Genomic DNA, 19,260 nt, shown 5'->3' on the forward strand with positions numbered 1-19,260 from the left:
ATGTATGACAAGGCATGATCATGGTTTAAAAGAAAAAGTAGAAGGTGCCATTGATAAGGTAAAAGGTGAAGTAAAAGAAGTTGTCGGGAAAGTAACGGATAACAAAAAATTACAAGTCGAAGGAAAATGGGATAAAATAAAAGGCAATGCAAAAAGCACTGTCGATAATGTAAAAGAAAAAGCACACGAGTATAAAGAAGACAAATAAAAAAAGAGCCATTCGGCTCTTTTTTATTTCCCTTCATTCTTCTCTAACACATACAAATCTTCTTCAATATTCGTTAATTTCTCACTTACAAGCTTTCTTGCATCTCCAATTGCTTGATTGTATGCAAATGGTCCAACTAATTTAATCATTTCTTCTATTAAACGCTCTGCTTGGAAACGTCCAATTTCATCTAAATCTTCTTCCATGAAAAATTGCTGAATTTGCGCTACAAGCTCTTCTTTTTTATCATTTGGTATTTTTATATTCATCATCGTTGTTACTCCTCTATATTTAAGATACTATTTTTCTTAACTCTACCATAGAAAAACGATTTCCAGGACAACTTTTTGTTACTCCTACTAGCTCCCTATGACCTAGTATATTTTCCTTCTTTATAGCAAACTGTTTCATAAACATTTTACATAAAGAATATAATGCATTCATTTGTGCAGTAGTTGGATCATACTTATCAAAATTACCCGTCATACATATTCCAATTGTATCTCGATTATTGTCTTTCGCATGTGCCCCAATATGTAACCCTCTTCCTTCAATTACCGTTCCGTCCTCTTCAATAAAATAATTGTAACCAATCCCGCTCCACCCTCTTACAGTTTGATGAAATTCATGTGTTTTATACACATCCCATCCATCTTCTGACGTATGGTGAATAATAAGTTTATTTACTTTCCCTAAAGGAACTAACTCATCTTGAAATATTAAATTTACACATTTAATTTCCATATGAACTTCCTCCTCTTAAAAATCGATCATAATAATTGTCTTATCATCTGGCCTTATTCTCTTTTCCCCTTCTAACTCTTCAATGATTGCTACGTATTCGTTTATACTATTCTTTCTTATATATGCAACAGTTTGTTCGAGTGACCAATCTGGATGAAATAACCCATCTGAACAAATAAAAATCCCACTCACTTCATCTATATGTAATTCACCGTGTTGTAAATAATGGATGGCTTCTTTCATTCCGTTTGCAACGGAATACCCACCCTCCATATTTGCAAGATAACGATTGTATTTTAACTGTTCTCGAACATCTTGAAAAACATGTTCTTCTGGCACAAATAAACCTTTTTTACGATCTTCTTCTCTCTTCTTTTTAGCTCGTTTACTAATTCCTTTAACTGTGTCTTTCGTTACTACTTGCATCGTTCCATTTTGAAGAATTGCAACGATCATACAGTCCCCTAACTGCGCATATTCAATTTTCTCACCATTTATTTGAACTGCTGCAATACATGTACACCACAAATGCTCTTTTTTTCTCGTATCAACCTTATATTCTAGCATCTTGTTCTGCAATAACTCATTTGCTCTTGCAACCGCGACTTGTAAACTAAGATTTTCACATAATGAAGTAAAATGACTTGCAAATAAATGTGAAGCGATGTATGCTCCATTATGTTCCTTTTTGTCACGAAACGGAACGAGCGGTGTTGCACCATCACATACACCATAAATATTTTTGTCTTCATTACAAAAATAAGAATCCTCACACTCTTGCTTCAACGGGCTTTTTTGTTGATAAGTCGTTATCCTCATTTCTGTATCCCCTCTCAAATTACAAAACAATCAAATTGTTTCGATTAATCTAATTTTCCAAAATAAACTGTTTTTACCCAAAACTTTCAATATCATATATAATCTTGAAATAATATGAATTTTTTAGTGAAGGACGGGAAAAAGATGATCAGATTTCTCGGTGTTATTATTGGTTCTTTTATTATTGCGATTGCCTTTAATCTTTTCCTTATCCCCCACAAAATTTTAAGTAGTGGAATTGGCGGAATTGCTATTATTTTAGGGATTGTAACTCCTGTAAACACAGGTATTATTAACTTCGTATTAAACTTACCTATCCTTATTTTAGGATACATAGGTCTTGGAAAAAAAGTAATTTTTAACACAGTTATCTCTGTAATTGTATTATCTGTTGCATTATACTACGTTCCAGTAAAAATCGTAGCAACAGATCCACTTTTATCATCTATCTTCGGAGGTGTTATTGCCGGAGCTGGTATTGGTCTTGTTTTTAATTGTAATGGATCCACTGGTGGATTTGATATTATCGGTATGTTGTTATCTCGTAAGCGTGACATTAAACTTGGTGGATTCCTTATTGTTTTAAATGCAGTCGTTGTAGTAATTGCAGGATTTTTCTTCACTTGGGATGTTGCACTTACAAGTTTACTTTCAATTTATGTAACTGGTAAAGTAATTGATGCTGTTCATACGAAACATCGTAAAGTTACACTTATGATTGTAACAAATGAAGCGGAAAAAATGAAAAAACAGCTTCTTTCAACTGTTGTACGAGGTATTACATTACTTGATGGAGAAGGTGCTTATTCAAGCGAGAAAAAACGTGTACTTATGACAGTCGTTTCTCGTGAAGAATTAGCAAGTATGAAACTAACAATTTCTGAAATTGATCCGCATGCGTTCGTTAATATTACAGAAACTGTAGAAGTATTAGGGCTTTTCAGAAGAGGTTAAAGACTAGGTGGGAAGCCACCTAGTCTTTATTTTGCATAAATTCAATTCGATTTCCAAATGGATCAGACACATAAAATCTAATCACATCTGGCCGGGCATGATCATCAATCACTTCAATCCCTTGTTCTATAAGCATTTGCTTAAATTCATTAATTTGAGTCACATAAAAAGCTGGATGTGCCTTTTTAGCTGGTGTAAAATTCTGTTCCACACCAATATGGATTTCTTGATTCCCACACTTAAACCAACATCCACCTCGTTTTTTTAACTCTTCTGGCTTTGGAATTTCTTCCATACCAATTTTTTTACCATAAAATGCACGCGCCTCTTCTTCACACCCTACAGGTGCAGCTACTTGTACATGATCGATTCCTTGAATATAACTTTTCATTTTCTCTCCCCCTCTTCTATTCTAATATTATAAAGAAAACACACCCCTGTAACTTACAAAAACTTTATAAAACAATATAAGCTTCCCTTATTACCACCTTATATTCCTTTTGCAAAAAATAAAGAAAACAAATTTTTTTCTGTAACTTCCATTTTTTATAGAAATACACATTACATCTATATTATAGTTATTATTAGACAAATCTTTTAGATGCTAGTTGTACGGAGGAAATATTATGAGTCGTAAAAAATATTCATCAACTCTAAGAAAACGTCATCCGAACATTTCTGGACGTTTGCGAAACCATATACAAGATCGTTCTTTAGCAGAAATGTACGCATCTCTGTTCGAACATAATCCTGATAGTATTATTTCATTGAATTTAGAGGGAATTATTCTACATATCAATCCTTCTGCAGAAAGAATACTAGGCTACACTTCTTTAGAATTAGAACGGAAAAACATTATCTCTATTTTAGAAGCTCATATTTCTGAGCAAGTATTACAATATATAAAGAATACCGAAGCAGACAATCAGCAAGAGTATATCCTATCTATTTATCATAAAGATGGCTACTTATTAGACGTCGTAACAAAACTAGTTCCTATTTTTGTCCAACATCGTCTAACAGGTGTCTATGCGATTATGAAACCTCTTGAAAAATCAGAAAGAATCGAAAAAATGTTACAAGAAAGCGAGAAAAGATTACGTACATTAATGAATGCAATGCCTGCGTTTGTTATATTTAAAGATCATGAAGGTCGCTGGCTTGAAGCAAATGACTATGCACTTTCCTGCTTTAATTTCCATCATGTACCTTATCACGGGAAAAAGGACAGTGAACTCATCCAATATAATGCAGCGTACCGAGAAGCTTTTTTACACTGTGAAGAAGTAGATGAACTAGCATGGCAACAAAGACAAATTCTTCACGGGGAGGAATTTATTATACACAGAGATGATTTCGACCTCATCTTAAGTATATCAAAAGTCCCTCTTTATCATCCTGACGGTTCCCGTAAAGGCCTTATCGTGATGGGAAGGGACGTTACCGAGCTAAAAGAGACTGAAAAATTATTACGGAAATCAGAAAAGCTCGCCGTAGTTGGACAACTGACAGCTGGAATTGCCCATGAAATTCGAAATCCACTCACTTCTCTAAAAGGTTTTTTAACATTGCTACTTCCTGAAATAAATGAGGAGAATAAATGGTATGTAGATGTTATGCTAAGTGAAATATCACAAATGGAATCCATTACGAGTCAATTTATGGCGATGTCTAAACCTCAAGTTTTATCCGTTCAAACTTACAACATACAAACTTTAATTGAAGAGGTAGTCACATTTCTTTTACCGACTGCCATCATGCATAGCGTCCATATTATTATGGATCATTTTAACCATAAACATGACATTCAATGCGACGGAAATCAATTAAAACAAGTTTTTATTAACATATTAAAAAACGCAATAGAAGCGATGCCAAATGGCGGTAATATTTTCATTCAAATCAAATCGTTAGACAATAATTTCATCGTAATTCGTATAATTGACGAAGGCTGTGGCATTCCAGAAGATCGTATATCACGTTTAGGTGAACCGTTTTATAGTTTAAAAGAAAAAGGTACCGGCCTAGGACTCATGATGTGTTACAAAATAATTGAAGAGCACCATGGTAAATTACACATTTCAAGTGAACTAAACAAAGGTACCATCGTTGATATTCAATTACCACTTTCTTCATCCCATCTTGCAATCCAGTCTTAAATAAAAAAGAAGCATCTGCTAACGATTAGCAAATGCTTCTTTTTTATTTCCTTCTATAATACTGTATTGTCATACCATTCTTTTGCTTTTTCTACTTCACCCATTGTTAATTGATGCCCTCTATTTTCCCAATGCATTGTTACATTAGCGTTTGCATTTTCTAATAACGTCTTCAATTCTTCTGACTCAGAAGGCGCACAAATTGGATCATTTGTCCCAGCTGCGATAAATACCGCTGTTTCTGCTAAATTAGGCAATTGGATTCCTCTTCTAGGCACCATTGGATGATGAAGAACAGCAGCTTTTAACGCATCTTCATAATGGAATAATAAGCTCGCTGCAATGTTCGCTCCATTTGAATAACCGATAGCTATAATGTTATTTCTATCAAATTCATATGTTTTTGCCGCTTCGTTTAAAAATTCATTTAACTCCTTCGTACGGAAAATTAAATCTTCTTCATCAAAAATACCTTCTGCTAATCTACGGAAGAAACGTGGCATCCCATTCTCTAATACATTTCCACGAACACTTAATACCGAAGCTCCCGGATCAATTATTTCTGCAAGTGGTAATAAATCTAGTTCATTACCGCCCGTACCATGAAGTAATAACAACACTGGTTTTGAAGTATCTTTTCCTTTTTGAAAAACATGTTTCATCATAATCCTTTTCCCCTTTCAATTACTTTAATCTAAATTTCTCACTTCAAATGGTAAAAGTGTTTGTTCAATCTGTTTTCTATTTGGTTCATATCGCTCCGGTAACTTTAATTCCTCACCCATCGTCTCTAACGATTCGTCATGAGCAAAACCAGGAGGATCTGTTGCAATTTCAAATAAAATTTCACCGTGTTCTCTAAAATAAATTGCATTAAAATAATTTCGATCTTGTACAGGAGTTACACCGTACCCAAAGCGAGATACATGTTCTCTCCAATCTAGTTCATCAGCATCGTCGCTCGCTCTCCAAGCAATATGATGAACTGTACCAACGCCCATCTGACCGCGTCCAATTGTTGATAATTTTAAATCAATAATATTTCCAATATCAGCAGAAGAACGGAATCGGACAAATTCACCCTCTTCTCCAATTTTCTCAAGACCCATAACGTGTTCTAACAATTCAGCTGTTTTTTGAGGTTGTGCAGATAAAAGAACAGCACCGCCAAATCCTTTAATTGCTACTTCTGGCGTAACTTCTCCAAAAGTCCAATTATTTAATTCGCCTTCTTCTCTTTCAACTAATTCTATATGCAAACCATGTGGATCATCAAATTCTAAATATTGCTCCCCAAATCGAGTCATCTTTGTATATGAAACATCAAACTTTTCTAGTCTACTTTCCCAAAACTCCATTGCACCTTTTGGTACGACATATGAAGTAATGCCTACTTGACCGTCTCCAATAATTCCTTGGCGAGCACCTGCCCATGGGAAAAACGTAATAATTGTTCCAGGTTTTCCTCCTTCATTACCAAAATAAAGATGGTACGTACCTGGATCATCAAAATTCACTGTTTGTTTCACTAAACGTAATCCTAATACACCAGCATAAAAGTCTACATTTTCTTGTGGATGCCCTACAATTGCTGTAATATGATGAATCCCCATTGTTTTCTTTTCCATTTCTGCCACTCCTTTTTTATTTCATTATAAAAATTTGTTTTACATTCAAATTCATTATTCATTTTGTCCATACTGCAAAGTAAAATCCGCTATTATAATTTTATCTCGAATCCGAGATAAACACTTTAAAATTACACATTAACATTCGATCCACTGGAATTATCTCGAATTCGAGATAATTCACAAAAATATATTTGTTCGATTTATAATCATAATAAGTCTTTATTTAGAATACGATTTATCTCGAACTCAAGATTTATTATAAGTTACTTATTTTTCATTGTCAATCAGTTCCTTATTTAAATTATTGTTCTCTTGATTAACTTTATTATCGAATAAAAAAGTCATACAAATGTATGACTTTTAACACATATATTTTATCTCCTATTTACTATAGGGAACAATTCTGACAGCGGTACAATTCCTCCTCTTTCATCCTTAAATATAATATGCTCCCTCGTTAAATGGCGCGGGCTTTTCACCCCCGCTGCTGCCGCTAATGAAAACAGACTATATCTCATACTAATAATGTAATTCATCACTCGCCATTTCTTCTCATACGGATCTAACGCTTTTTGGTAGTGCGGATTCGTCGTTGCAACCCCAGATGGACACTGTCCGGAATTACATTGAAGCGCCATAATACAGCCGCTCGCCATCATAAATCCGCGGGCTGAATTTACAGCATCCGCTCCAATTGCTAAAGCAATTGCCACCTTATCCGGTGTTATTAACTTCCCAGAAGCAAACACTTTGAATTTATCACGGACACTATAATGATTCGCTGTATCAATAAATGTAAGTAATGCTGGAATAAGCGGCAGTCCCATACTATCTGCCATCGATTTATACGTTGCCCCTGATCCGCCTTCTGAACCGTCTATTGTAATAAAATCTGGATAAATGTTTAATTCTTTCATTGTTTTTATTAAATCTTCCAAAGGCTCCTGCTGACCAATTACAATTTTCATCCCGACTGGTTTACCACCACTTTCTTGCAACTGCTGAATAAAAGAAAGTGTATCCACTGCATTATTTAAAAATGAAAATCGATTCGGCGAATTAATTGTCTCTCCTTCTCGTACATTCCTAACAGAGGCAATTTTCTCATTTACTTTTTGTCCCTCTAGATGACCACCACGTATTTTCGCACCTTGCCCAAATTTTAATTCGAATGCCTTGATATTATTTTCTTTCGCTTTCTCCATAAATTTCTCCATTGAAAAATTGCCATTCTCATCACGGTATCCAAATAATCCAGGGCCAATTTGTGCAACGATATTCGCACCTGTATGTAAATGTTCTGGAATTACGCCACCTTCTCCAGTATTAATCCACGATCCGCCTGCCATTTTCGCACCAAAACCGCTCGCTAAAATATAATTCTCTCCAATCGCACCGTAAGATGTCGCTGATGCTCCAAACATTCCATGTAATTCCCATTGGTATTTGCGATTTTCACCGACTATAATTGCATCGTCATCTTCATATAACCAAAGATTTGTTGTATCCGCTGTCAATTTCTCTCTTCTTGAAAATAACCCTTCTTTATGAATCACATATTTTTTCCCCTCACGTTCTTGCCTAAGATTCACACTTAATTCATCTGTTAAAATTGGAAACAATGTATTCGCAATATAATAGCCCGATGCACCAAAATCTCGTTTCGATCCAAAACCAAGTATTTCAGAACGATATTTCGCTAAAAACATAACACTTTGAAAATCGTAACGTGAAAAAGGTTTTCCATCCGTATCATGATCAAACCAATATTGCCGAAATTCCGGCCCTATTTTTTCAAGTAAATAGCGCATTCTCCCTAAGTATGGATGAAGTTTTAATATAGAGTGATGCGTTCTTTTTTTTATAAAAAATGTAATAATAAAAAATACGATTAAAAGCAACATCAAAAAAAGCAATATACTAATAATAACGAGTAGCGTTTCACTCATCCCGCTTCCCCCTATGAAATTCCATAATAAAAGGAGAACACTTTATATGTTCTCCTTTTATCTTTATTCACACTAATGTAGCAAGATGCTCTTTCGCGTCATATTCAACTAGACTTTCAGCATGTTTAATTCGATGAACAAAATCTGGATTAGCGATCAATGGTCTTCCGAATGCCGCTACATCAATCGTTCCTTCTTGCAACGCTTCTTCAGCCTCTTTCGGATTTAAATTACCAACCCCAACAATCGTGCCATCCCAATATTTTCTTACTAATTGATGAAAATTTTTGCCATCAGCAATCACTTGCGTATAATTCATCGTTGAAGGGTGAATCATCGTTAATCCAACTTCTTTGAACATATTTACAAACGTTTCAATTGCAAGTTCTGGATTTTCCCACATATAAGTAGGATTATCACCTTTGAAAGCAGAGAAGCGCAGAAGTGTTTTATCAGCTCCAACTGCTTCTATTACAGCCTCAGTTACTTCTTTCATAAATGTTAACCTTTTCTTTAAATCGCCGCCATATTTATCTGTTCGCTTATTCGCAAATTCATAAGTAAATTGATCTATTAAATATCCGTGCGCACCGTGAATCTCTACACCATCGAATCCTGCTTCAATCGCATTTTTCGCTGCTTGTGCGTATTGACCAATAACCTCTTTTATTTCTTCTATTGTCATTGCTTCTGGTGTATCAAACGGTTTACGGAAACGCGGAACATTTCCCTCTGCAGCGATTGCTGACGGTGCTTGTGGTAATTGACCACCAATTATTTCGTGATGACTCATACGTCCAACATGCCATATTTGAGCAATAATAGTCCCGCCTTCTTTATGTACTGCTTCGGTAACAGGTTTCCAAGAATCTATTTGTGCTTGTGTATACATACCTGGTAACCCTGGGTTCCCTTTTGCTCTTGGGCTAATGACAATTCCTTCGGTAATAATTAACCCGATACCATCAGCAGCACGCTTGCGATAATACTCAACTACGTCAGCACCAACTACACCCGTTTCACTGTCTGCAAAGCATCTCGTCATCGGTGCCATCGCTATGCGATTACGAAGAGACCAAGACCCAATTTGTATCGGATTAAATAACTTCGTTTCTTCAACGTTTTCAAAAGTTCCACCAGCGTTTATATTCGTTCCTTCATAAATACTTGCCGTTTTATTATTTGAACTTGTCATTTTTCTTCCCCCTAAAAAATTCTTACTATAATTGCATCATACTTACTTTTAAATAGTAGCGTCAATTTATACGACTTTGCCACAAAACATTCGAATATCAAAAAAATAGAATGCTCTAAATAAAATTAAAAAGGTTTCCTTAGTAGGAAACCTTTTTAGTTGACCATATATGGCTGTCAATTCGTCTATCTCTTTAACATAAAGAATCCCTTATCAATAGAAGTGAAAATGGTTCCGTATTCTTCTAAAAATAATAACTTATATACCTAAAACAATGAAAGCCCTACCTCTCTTTCATCCTTACGGCTCCTCGTCCGTGCCAGTGTGAATCAGGATTGCAAAAATCAAGTAACTATTTTATCGAAGTATTGAATTAAACTTCGAACATTCGTAAAAGAAATTTAAAATAAAAATGGATTTGATTGTAGTAATAACAAAAGAGGTTAATGCTTTAAAAGTGGTTTGAAAGAGTTGAATGTCTTTGAAATGATTAATTGCCTATAATTATGTTCCCAAAAAATTCAAGACCTTTTTTGGGATGCAATACATTATTTGTAATGAACCTTAACAAAAGCTTTTTATTTGATTTTCTGTGATACCTTCAATTAATCCAAGTTCACTAATCAAAAATTCATGTGCGTTATCTAACATTTTCTTTTCGCTTGCATTAAGTGCTTTTTCTTTTTGTATACGCATTAAATCACGCACAACTTCAGCACCTTCTTGCATTTTACCCGTTTTTATTTTATCAGTGTTCACTTTATACCTTTGTTTCCACGTAAGTAATCTATCTGATTCCCCATGCTGAAAAATATCTATTATGTGTATTAATGCCGTGATATCCGTAACTGGTCGTATATTTGAATTCAATATTTTCCCTTCAGGAATCATTATTTCCATATTATTAGCCGACATTTTTATAACATAATATTGTTGTTTTTTTCCTGCGATTTCTTTCTCTTCTATGGCTTTAATTATACCTGCTCCCTGCATTGGATACACAATGTTATCGCCAATTTGAAACAAATAATCCACCTCCATATATGGTAACCTTCTCAAGCTTAACATATATTCATTTTTTTAGCAAAATTTTATTTTATCATAAAATTATTTCCCGTGTCAATTCATTCAAAACAATTTAATTAATCCACAAAATAACACTACAAAACCGCAATTCCTCCAACTTTTTCATAAGCACCCATTTTAATTTTACAAACCTCTTACAATACAAAAACACATTACTACAATATAAGTAGTAATGTGTTTTTGTAAGACATAGCTAAAGATTCACTTTTAATTTCCAACCTATATACTAACTTGCTTACGAATCGTTTCTCGCGCTAAAAGAAAACTCATAATTACTTGCGCAGCTACTCTGCTCGTCATATCCCTGAAATCAAGAGTTGGATCAATTTCTACTATATCCATCCCTTGCACGAGGGGTTCTTTGCCAATAAATTCAATCGCATCAAGTAAAGTTGAGCTATCCATTCCTCCAGGGCCAATTGCTGGACAACCTGGCGCGAATGCTTGATCTAGTACATCCATATCAAGAGAAATGTAAATAGAAGTCACACCTTGTTTTCTTAATACTTCAATGCTTTCTGTCATAATATCTTTTATTTCTCGCTCTCGTACATCTTTCATTGTATACACTGTCACACCGTGCTCTTTTGCATATTCATGGTACGCACGTGCATTAGAAAAATTACGAATTCCAATTTGAACGAGTTGTTTTCCTGTAATGACACCATTTTCTAGTAAACTACGGAACGGTGTACCATTTGATGGACCACCATCATCTAAATTACGCAAATCATGATGAGCATCAAATTGAATAATACCGACCTTTCCTTTACTATTTACAAATCCTGTTATACTCGGAAAACTAATCGAATGGTCCCCACCAAGAACGATTGGTATCATGTTTGGATTTACTTTCGTTAGATGCCCAACTGTTTTCGCAATTCGGTCATGACTTTCTTTTATATTTGTCACATGCATCGTAATATCACCGCAATCATATAAAACACTTTCTTTCATATCGTGTTCTTCTGTAATTGCATACGTGCTATATGCATCTAACATCGCACGAATTGTTTTTGGAGCAAAACTTGCTCCTGAATGACTAATAGATGGTTTAGAAAGGGGTGCTCCAATTAAGGCAGCACCGAATATTTCCACGCCTTCCTCCCAATCTTTAATCATCTCACTCCATTTCGTCACTTCACGATCAATAAACTTTGCATTTTTCTTTAAATAGTGGCCGTGCTCCACGATTGTTCACCTCTTGTATATGCGATATTACCATTCTTCCATACTGTATTCACATGACTTACGCCGTAATGATACGGTACGTAAGCATAATTGTAAGCATCCCATAAAACTAAATCTGCCTTGCGACCAACTCTAATTTTCCCAGCTACATCACCTCGATTAATAGCATACGAAGAGTTAACTGTTACCGCGTTCCAGACTTCTTCTGGTGTCATTTTCAGTTTGAGCATTGCGATGCTCATAATAAGCTGAATGTTTTCAGTTGGACAGCTGCCTGGGTTAAAGTCTGTAGCTAACGCAACTGCAACACCTTCATCAATCATTTTACGACCGCGAGCAAAGCTTTCTTTATTTAAATAGAAAGTTGTTCCTGGTAATAGCGTTGCTACTGTATTAGAGTTTGCAAGCATTTCAATTCCTTTATCAGAAGCGCCAACTAAATGGTCCGCTGATGCTGCACCAATTTCAGCTGCTGCTTCCGCACCACCAAGAGGGTCGATTTCATCTGCATGAATTTTCACGTCAAAGCCAAGTTCTTTCGCTTTTAATAAAAACTCTTTTGATTCTTCTACAGAGAACACACCTGTTTCGCAGAAAATATCAACGAATTCCGCTAATTGCTTCTCTTTCATTTCTGGCAGTAGGTCTAGCATCCATTGTAAAAATTCTTTTGATCTTCCTTTATACTCTTTCGGAACTGCATGGGCACCTAAAAATGTTGAAACTAAATCGATTGGGTGCTCTTTTTGTAATTGTGCAGTTGCCTCTAATTGTTTCCATTCCGTCTCATCATCTAATCCGTAACCACTCTTCGCTTCTACAGTTGTCACACCGAAAGATAGCATACGGTCTAAATGGAATTTCGCTTTTTGAACAAGTTCTTCTTTCGATGCTTGTTTCGTTGCGTTTACAGTCGAAAGAATGCCTCCACCTTGTTCTAAAATTTCTAAGTACGGAACTCCTTGTAATTTTAGCGCGATTTCATTTTCACGAGATCCACCAAATACAAGATGAGTATGCGGGTCAACAAGACCAGGAGAAACCATTTTACCGCCGCAATCAATAACTTCTTTCGCTTGTATTCCTTTTGCTTCTTCCGCTGTTCCAACGAAAGTGATTACGCCATTTTCAATTCCAACCACACCGTTTTCAATAACAGGAAGCGCGTTCATCGCTTCCCGTCTTAACAAGCCATCTTCTTGATCCATTGTTAGTAATTGACCGATATTTATTAGTAAAGTGTCCAGCATGTTTTCTCCTCCTTATTTCATCATTGGAATGTTAACGCCTTTTTCTTTCGCTGTTTCAACAGCTAAGTCATATCCAGCATCTACGTGACGAACAACACCCATTCCAGGGTCAGAAGTTAATACGCGCTCAATACGTTTTGCTGCCGCTTCTGTTCCATCTGCAACGATAACCATTCCAGCGTGAAGTGAATACCCCATGCCAACGCCACCACCGTGGTGAACAGATACCCAGCTTGCACCGTTTACACTATTAATTAATGCATTTAAAATTGGCCAATCTGCTACTGCATCACTACCGTCTTTCATAGATTCCGTTTCACGGTTTGGAGATGCTACTGATCCGCAATCTAAATGGTCACGGCCGATAACGATCGGTGCTGATAATTCACCATTCGCCACCATTTCATTAATAATTCGGCCAAACTTCGCACGCTCACCGTAACCTAACCAACAAATACGTGATGGAAGTCCTTGGAACTCAACTTGTTGACGTGCCATACGAATCCAGTTACATAAATGTTCATTATCAGCGAACTCACGTAAAATTACTTCGTCTGTTTTATAAATATCTTCTGGATCACCAGAAAGTGCTACCCAGCGGAATGGTCCCTTTCCTTCACAGAATAATGGACGAATAAATGCTGGAACGAATCCTGGGAAATCGAAAGCATTCTTCAAACCTTCATCAAAAGCAACTTGGCGAATGTTATTTCCATAATCAAATGTAATTGCGCCTTTTTCTTGCATCGTAAGCATTGCTTCCACATGTTTTGTCATGCTTTCTTTTGATAATTGTACGTAACGTTCTGGATCTTCTTCACGAAGTTTTGCTGCTTCTTCTAATGTGTAGCCTACTGGAATATAACCGTTTAATGGATCATGAGCAGATGTTTGATCCGTAACTAAATCTGGCGTAATATTACGCTTCACTAGTTCTGGTAAAATCTCCGCTGCATTTCCTAATAAGCCAATTGAAATTGGTTCTTTCTTCTCTTTATACTCGTTCGCAACAGTTAATGCTTCTTCTAATGATTCTGTATACATGTCACAATATCTCTTTTCAATACGACGATCGATGCTGCGCTTATCAACATCAATAGCAATTACAACACCGCCGTTCATCGTTACAGCAAGAGGTTGTGCACCACCCATACCACCTAAGCCGGCAGTAAGTGTTAATGTACCTTTTAATGAACCACCGAAATGTTGACGAGCCGCTTCACCAAACGTTTCATATGTTCCTTGTAAAATACCTTGTGTCCCAATGTAAATCCAGCTACCAGCTGTCATTTGTCCGTACATCATAAGACCTTTTTTCTCTAGTTCACGGAAGTGATCCCAGTTCGCCCATTTTGGTACTAAGTTTGAGTTCGCTAACAGAACGCGAGGTGCATCTTCATGTGATTTGAAGATTGCTACTGGTTTCCCTGATTGAACAAGTAACGTTTCATCGCTTTCTAACGTTTTTAATGAATCTACAATTGCCTGATAGCTTTCCCAGTTACGAGCCGCACGGCCAATTCCGCCATATACAACTAATTCTTCTGGCTTTTCAGCAACTTCAGGATCTAAATTGTTCATTAACATACGAAGTGCAGCTTCCTGAACCCACCCTTTCGTTTGTAACTCCGTACCTCTTGGCGCGCGAATTGTTTGTTTTACTTTTTCCATTTCAATCTCTCCCTTTTCTCATTTTATAGTGCTGCGTTTACATCTAATCTTTCTTTTATCGAATCATTCGTTTTTAACCAATGCGTAATATTTTCAATATCTGTTGAGAATATACGGTCATTTGTAATAGAAGGTACTTGCTGACGGCCTTGATGGTAGAAGCTCTTCGTCACTGTACTCATGTTTTCAATTCCGCGATATTCCGCTGCTTGCATCGCACAAATCATCTCAATTGAAAGAACACGTCTTACATTTTGAATAATTTGATGTGCATGGCGTGAAGCGATTGTTCCCATACTTACGTGATCTTCTTGGTTAGCTGATGACGGGATTGAATCAACACTCGCCGGATGTGCTAACGTTTTATTTTCAGAAACAAGTGAAGCAGCTGCGTATTGCATAATCATTGCACCAGACTGCAGTCCTGGTTCTGGACTTAAAAATGGAGGTAAATCATTTAATTGCGGATTTACTAAACGCTCAATACGACGCTCTGAAATATTTGCAAGTTCCGCCATTCCTACTTTTAAGAAGTCCATCGCAAACGCAATCGGTTGACCATGGAAATTACCACCCGAAATTACTTTTTCTCCGCCATCAAAGATAAGCGGATTATCTGTTGCTGCATTCATTTCAATTTCTAATTTTTCTTTCACATAATTTAAAACTTGCCAAGAAGCACCGTGTACTTGCGGGATACAGCGAAGTGAATATGCATCCTGTACACGTAGTTCTCCTTGTTTTGTTGTTAACTTACTATCTTGAAGGATGTCACGAATTCTGCTCGCGACTTCCACTTGCTCTTTATAACCACGTGCTTTATGAACATTTTCATCAAATGCATCAATAATGCCTTGTAATCCTTCAATTGTCATCGAAGCAATTAATTCCGCTTGATATGCAGTTGCTTCTGCTTCTATATAAGAAAGAACTCCTTGCGCTGTCATCGCCTGCGTACCATTGATTAATGCAAGCCCTTCTTTCGCTTCAAGTTCAATCGGTTCAAGACCTTCTTCTGTAAGAGCAACCATCGCATGAACGCGTTTCCCCTTATAGAACACTTCACCTTCGCCTAATAATACAAGCGCAAGATGAGATAAAGGTGCTAAGTCTCCACTCGCACCAAGTGAACCTTGTTGCGGAACGACTGGGTGAATTTTGCGATTTACAAACTCAAGAAGCATATTTACAACAAGCGGTCTAACGCCAGATACTCCTTTAAGCATCGTGTTCGCTCGTAAAATTAACATACCGCGAGATACTTCTTCCGGGAATGGATCACCTATCCCGCATGCATGTGACTGAATTAAATTATGTTGAAGTGCCTTTACATCCTCTTTTTGAATAAGCACATCACTAAACTTTCCAAATCCAGTTGTAATACCGTAAACAACTTTTCCGTCTTCTACGATTTTCTCAACTACTTCGCGGCACTCCGCCACCTTTTGCATACTAGTTGGACAAGCTGTTACACCTTCCCCATCAAGTAATAACTTTTTCATTTCTTCAACTGTCAATGTATGTCCTGTTAACGTAATCATTCTTTTTTCCTCCTTAAAAAGGCAAAAGGGGACCTTATCTTTTTAAGACAGACTTCTGTCCTAAAAAGTAAGGCCCCCTTCTAACTAATAGACTATGGGCAAATCATATGTGATTAATTCCTAAACCAATCGCCTCATGCTCAGATCCTTTTACAGGTGCACCAATCGTTCCATAAAGTGCAACAGCAACCCATTCGCCTTCTTTTTTTCCGTCGTATGGTGTACCGCGCACAATTGCAAAACGAAGTCCTACTGTACGAAGAACGTCTGCTAACTGAATTTGACCTCTCGTCACTCCGTACAAAGCTTCCATTATTGCATGATAAAGTGCATGTGTTTCTCTGTAAACATCCGTTTCAATAACTCGGTTGCTTTTAGCCGCTGTTTCCATTGCCGCTACGACCTTTTGCGAATTCATAGAACCCACTTTCCCTGTACAATATTTCCAACCTTTTGGAATAGATAATACAGGGCTTTCATTCTCATCCGCAAGTGCCAACAGCATGGCCATACGACCAATTCGATGTGTTCCTTGAAGAAGCATGTGACTCTCTCATTTCTTTTAATTATTTGAATATTTCTTAATTTAAGAATAAATGAAAACGGTTAAATCGTCAATAGTTTAAACTCATATTCAAACATTTTTTCACCTCCCCTAATTTTGTGTACACAAATTATTTACACAAAATTTCCAGGCATGCTATATTTTCACTAACAGATGAAAAGAGGCGAGTTTTCAGTGGCGAAACGAAAAGATATTCATTTTCGAATTGAAGAAAATTTACTTGAAAGGTTTGAAGCAGCACTCCATTACGAAGGCTTAAAGAAGACAGATGTATTAACACATGCGATTCAGCAATTTTGCACGAAGGTGGAATCCGAAAAAATGAATGATGTAAAACGCCAATACAGCGTCAGCAACCATTTACAAACACGTATCCATACGCATAAACGTTTCGAAGAGAAACAAGTGAATTTAGATGAAGTCGTCCTTGAACATTTACAACTTCAAGGAAAAGAAAACATATTAGAAGTTGGGTGCGCGAGCGGAAAATTCCTTTCCCTTTTACAAACTAACGGTCATAAAGGCCAATTAACCGGATTTGATCAATCGAAAGCCATGCTTTCTGAAGCCGCTAAAAAAAGTAATAGAATTGAATGGAAACAGGGTGATGCTAGTAAACTTCCATTCGAAGATAATTGTTATGACTGGATAATCGCAAGACATATGTTATACCACGTGAAAGATGTAAAAAGAACCATTCAAGACTTTTATAAAGTCATTCGTCCTGGCGGTACACTTTTAGCTACAACAAATTCTAACGTTTCATTACCTCGTATAGTTGAAATGTGTAACAAGATGTTAGCCGCATTTGATTTACCGCAAACATCAGCAGCGGTTGCTCCATTTTGTTTAGAAAATGGTAAGGAGATATTACAATCTGTTTTTCCAACTGTTGCAGAAACAGTTATTCATAATGCACTCGTTTTTCATCACGCTACTCCGATCGTAAACTATATTTCTAGCATGTTCCCATCACTGAATATACCAGACAATATGTATCTTCACGCCGAAATGAAGGAATGGCTACAAAAAGAAATAGAAAATGAATTATCACTTCATAACGGTATATGGCATGATCCGAAAACGGTAGCGATTTATCGATGTAAAAAAGAAAAAAGCTAGCAAATGCTAGCTTTTACACGTTTTCTCATAAAAGTTTCTCCATCACTACATTGCCTTTACCACAATAAAAATTTGTATTATGTTCGTCTGCTACTCCAAAATAAGAAGCAATCGCTATTCCGAATGGTACAAATGCATGCCCTTGTGCTGTAATTATATTTGAGTGCTGCACAACTTCTTTATACACGAAATTTTCTACTGGAAAACAATCGAATCTTTTATAATCTATGGTCGCTGTATAAGATCCCCCTTTCAATAAGCCTGCCTTTGCCAACGCATACGGTCCAGCACAAATTGCTGCCACTAATTTTTCTTGTTCATAAAATTGATGAATGATTGAAAAAAGAGGTTTTGCATCTTTCAACTGTACTTCTTCTCCACCTGGAATAAGTATCCCTTCATACTCATCTACACGCACTTCACTTAATTCTATATGCGGCTGCACTTGCAACCCCGTTTCACTTATAACCAATTCCTTAGTTAAACCTGCTGTAATGATTTCATATTTATTTCTCAGCAATGCCGTTGCTACCGTTATTTCAAACTCCGCAAATGTTGGGTATACGAATAATAATATTTTCTTCATAGCCCTCTCTCCTTTAGCCATCGTATAAAATATGCTTCTAATTCGTCCACTGATAATGCATTCGTGTCCACATAAGTTACAGGAAATTGTTTATACCATTCTTTTTCAGTTTCTACTAATTTAAGTTGTTCTTCAAATGTACTTCGGTTTCTTACCCTATCATTATTTTTTCTATCATATACATTCTCTTTCGAAACGTCTAAATAAAAAATTGCATCCGAACGGCATTTTCTTAGTTCACATAAATCATCTTGCAATTCTGTTTCTATATCCCACTCTTTTCCTATTAATTTCGGATAAAAAAGTGTATAGAACTCAATATCTTCTGGCCCACGATCAAAAATCACCGTTGATTCCTGGATATTTTGAAACTCTTTTATTTTTGCTCCAATGAACATTTTTTGATTTGTTATAAAACCATCTTTTGAATTCATATCTAAATTTAATTCTTTTCGCTTTTCTACAATTCGATATGGATTTTCATATATAACCGATAACCCATGTTGCTCTAGCCTTTTAGCTACTGTTGTTTTCCCACTTGCCATCGGTCCTTGTAGTGAAATTACATATGCCATCCCACTCATTCCCT

20 protein-coding genes are annotated in these 19,260 nt (G+C 36.3%); 4 read left to right on the forward strand and 16 right to left on the reverse strand.

Annotation, left to right across the window (positions count from 1 at the left end; genetic code table 11):
• Nucleotides 1-4: 4 nt before the first annotated feature.
• The gene (locus MHH42_RS17930; RefSeq protein WP_097837387.1) at nt 5-208 is read left to right on the forward strand and encodes a CsbD family protein; all 204 of its coding nucleotides are present in this window, start codon (nt 5-7) and stop codon (nt 206-208) included.
• Between the two features lie 23 nt (nt 209-231).
• On the opposite strand, the gene MHH42_RS17935 is transcribed toward MHH42_RS17930, so the two are convergent.
• The 3 genes from MHH42_RS17935 to MHH42_RS17945 are packed head-to-tail and all read right to left on the reverse strand — an operon-like array spanning nt 232 to nt 1,771.
• Entirely contained in the window at nt 232-480 is a 249-nt protein-coding gene (locus tag MHH42_RS17935) for a DUF2164 domain-containing protein (RefSeq protein ID WP_000981064.1), read from the reverse strand.
• Between the two features lie 19 nt (nt 481-499).
• The gene (locus MHH42_RS17940) at nt 500-952 is read right to left on the reverse strand and encodes a peptidoglycan recognition protein family protein (protein WP_000402959.1); all 453 of its coding nucleotides are present in this window, start codon (nt 950-952) and stop codon (nt 500-502) included.
• 15 nt (nt 953-967) lie between these two features.
• Nucleotides 968-1,771: a protein phosphatase 2C domain-containing protein gene (locus tag MHH42_RS17945; RefSeq protein ID WP_070173623.1), complete on the reverse strand. Its 804-nt coding sequence runs from the start codon at nt 1,769-1,771 to the stop codon at nt 968-970.
• Nucleotides 1,772-1,915: 144 nt separating this feature from the next.
• Between MHH42_RS17945 and MHH42_RS17950 the strand changes: the two genes are divergently transcribed.
• On the forward strand, nt 1,916-2,725 hold the full coding sequence (locus tag MHH42_RS17950) for a YitT family protein (protein WP_000617799.1): 810 nt from the start codon (nt 1,916-1,918) through the stop codon (nt 2,723-2,725).
• A gap of 19 nt (nt 2,726-2,744) precedes the next feature.
• On the opposite strand, the gene MHH42_RS17955 is transcribed toward MHH42_RS17950, so the two are convergent.
• Nucleotides 2,745-3,116, reverse strand: a complete 372-nt coding sequence (locus tag MHH42_RS17955) for a VOC family protein (protein ID WP_000844356.1) — start codon at nt 3,114-3,116, stop codon at nt 2,745-2,747.
• 235 nt (nt 3,117-3,351) lie between these two features.
• On the opposite strand from MHH42_RS17955, the gene MHH42_RS17960 reads away from it, so the two are divergent.
• Complete coding sequence (locus MHH42_RS17960; RefSeq protein ID WP_016108908.1) at nt 3,352-4,884, forward strand: BA3702 family sensor histidine kinase; 1,533 nt, start codon at nt 3,352-3,354, stop codon at nt 4,882-4,884.
• A 53-nt stretch (nt 4,885-4,937) separates the two neighbouring features.
• Here MHH42_RS17960 and MHH42_RS17965 read toward each other — a convergent pair whose 3' ends face one another.
• The 10 genes from MHH42_RS17965 to hutP all read right to left on the reverse strand — a co-directional run bounded on the left by MHH42_RS17965 (nt 4,938) and on the right by hutP (nt 16,942).
• Entirely contained in the window at nt 4,938-5,549 is a 612-nt protein-coding gene (locus MHH42_RS17965; protein WP_000975464.1) for an alpha/beta hydrolase, read from the reverse strand.
• 24 nt (nt 5,550-5,573) lie between these two features.
• On the reverse strand, nt 5,574-6,512 hold the full coding sequence (locus tag MHH42_RS17970; protein WP_340893721.1) for a ring-cleaving dioxygenase: 939 nt from the start codon (nt 6,510-6,512) through the stop codon (nt 5,574-5,576).
• 377 nt (nt 6,513-6,889) lie between these two features.
• On the reverse strand, nt 6,890-8,464 hold the full coding sequence (locus tag MHH42_RS17975) for an FMN-binding glutamate synthase family protein (RefSeq protein ID WP_000005175.1): 1,575 nt from the start codon (nt 8,462-8,464) through the stop codon (nt 6,890-6,892).
• Nucleotides 8,465-8,531: 67 nt separating this feature from the next.
• A complete protein-coding gene (locus MHH42_RS17980) occupies nt 8,532-9,659 on the reverse strand; it encodes an alkene reductase (RefSeq protein ID WP_097837388.1) in 1,128 nt (375 codons plus the stop codon).
• Between the two features lie 564 nt (nt 9,660-10,223).
• A complete protein-coding gene (locus tag MHH42_RS17985; RefSeq protein ID WP_000486323.1) occupies nt 10,224-10,685 on the reverse strand; it encodes a CarD family transcriptional regulator in 462 nt (153 codons plus the stop codon).
• Between the two features lie 279 nt (nt 10,686-10,964).
• Nucleotides 10,965-11,936, reverse strand: coding sequence for a formimidoylglutamase (gene hutG / locus MHH42_RS17990; protein ID WP_097837389.1), 972 nt, complete (start codon nt 11,934-11,936; stop codon nt 10,965-10,967).
• The gene (gene hutI / locus MHH42_RS17995; protein ID WP_097837390.1) at nt 11,915-13,186 is read right to left on the reverse strand and encodes an imidazolonepropionase; all 1,272 of its coding nucleotides are present in this window, start codon (nt 13,184-13,186) and stop codon (nt 11,915-11,917) included. The genes hutG and hutI overlap by 22 nt, the downstream gene beginning before the upstream one ends.
• A gap of 12 nt (nt 13,187-13,198) precedes the next feature.
• Nucleotides 13,199-14,857: a urocanate hydratase gene (gene hutU / locus MHH42_RS18000; RefSeq protein WP_097837391.1), complete on the reverse strand. Its 1,659-nt coding sequence runs from the start codon at nt 14,855-14,857 to the stop codon at nt 13,199-13,201.
• A 23-nt stretch (nt 14,858-14,880) separates the two neighbouring features.
• Nucleotides 14,881-16,398: a histidine ammonia-lyase gene (hutH, locus tag MHH42_RS18005; protein WP_097837392.1), complete on the reverse strand. Its 1,518-nt coding sequence runs from the start codon at nt 16,396-16,398 to the stop codon at nt 14,881-14,883.
• Between the two features lie 103 nt (nt 16,399-16,501).
• Nucleotides 16,502-16,942: a hut operon transcriptional regulator HutP gene (hutP, locus tag MHH42_RS18010; RefSeq protein WP_000926519.1), complete on the reverse strand. Its 441-nt coding sequence runs from the start codon at nt 16,940-16,942 to the stop codon at nt 16,502-16,504.
• A 195-nt stretch (nt 16,943-17,137) separates the two neighbouring features.
• On the opposite strand from hutP, the gene MHH42_RS18015 reads away from it, so the two are divergent.
• Complete coding sequence (locus tag MHH42_RS18015; RefSeq protein ID WP_001129129.1) at nt 17,138-18,085, forward strand: class I SAM-dependent methyltransferase; 948 nt, start codon at nt 17,138-17,140, stop codon at nt 18,083-18,085.
• A 25-nt stretch (nt 18,086-18,110) separates the two neighbouring features.
• On the opposite strand, the gene MHH42_RS18020 is transcribed toward MHH42_RS18015, so the two are convergent.
• Entirely contained in the window at nt 18,111-18,671 is a 561-nt protein-coding gene (locus tag MHH42_RS18020; protein ID WP_000722219.1) for a DJ-1/PfpI family protein, read from the reverse strand.
• Complete coding sequence (locus MHH42_RS18025) at nt 18,668-19,255, reverse strand: AAA family ATPase (protein ID WP_070173654.1); 588 nt, start codon at nt 19,253-19,255, stop codon at nt 18,668-18,670. The genes MHH42_RS18020 and MHH42_RS18025 overlap by 4 nt, the downstream gene beginning before the upstream one ends.
• Between the last annotated feature and the right edge of the window lie 5 nt (nt 19,256-19,260).

The organism is Bacillus sp. FSL L8-0099 (assembly GCF_038006385.1).
GTDB classification, from domain to species: domain Bacteria; phylum Bacillota; class Bacilli; order Bacillales; family Bacillaceae_G; genus Bacillus_A; species Bacillus_A toyonensis.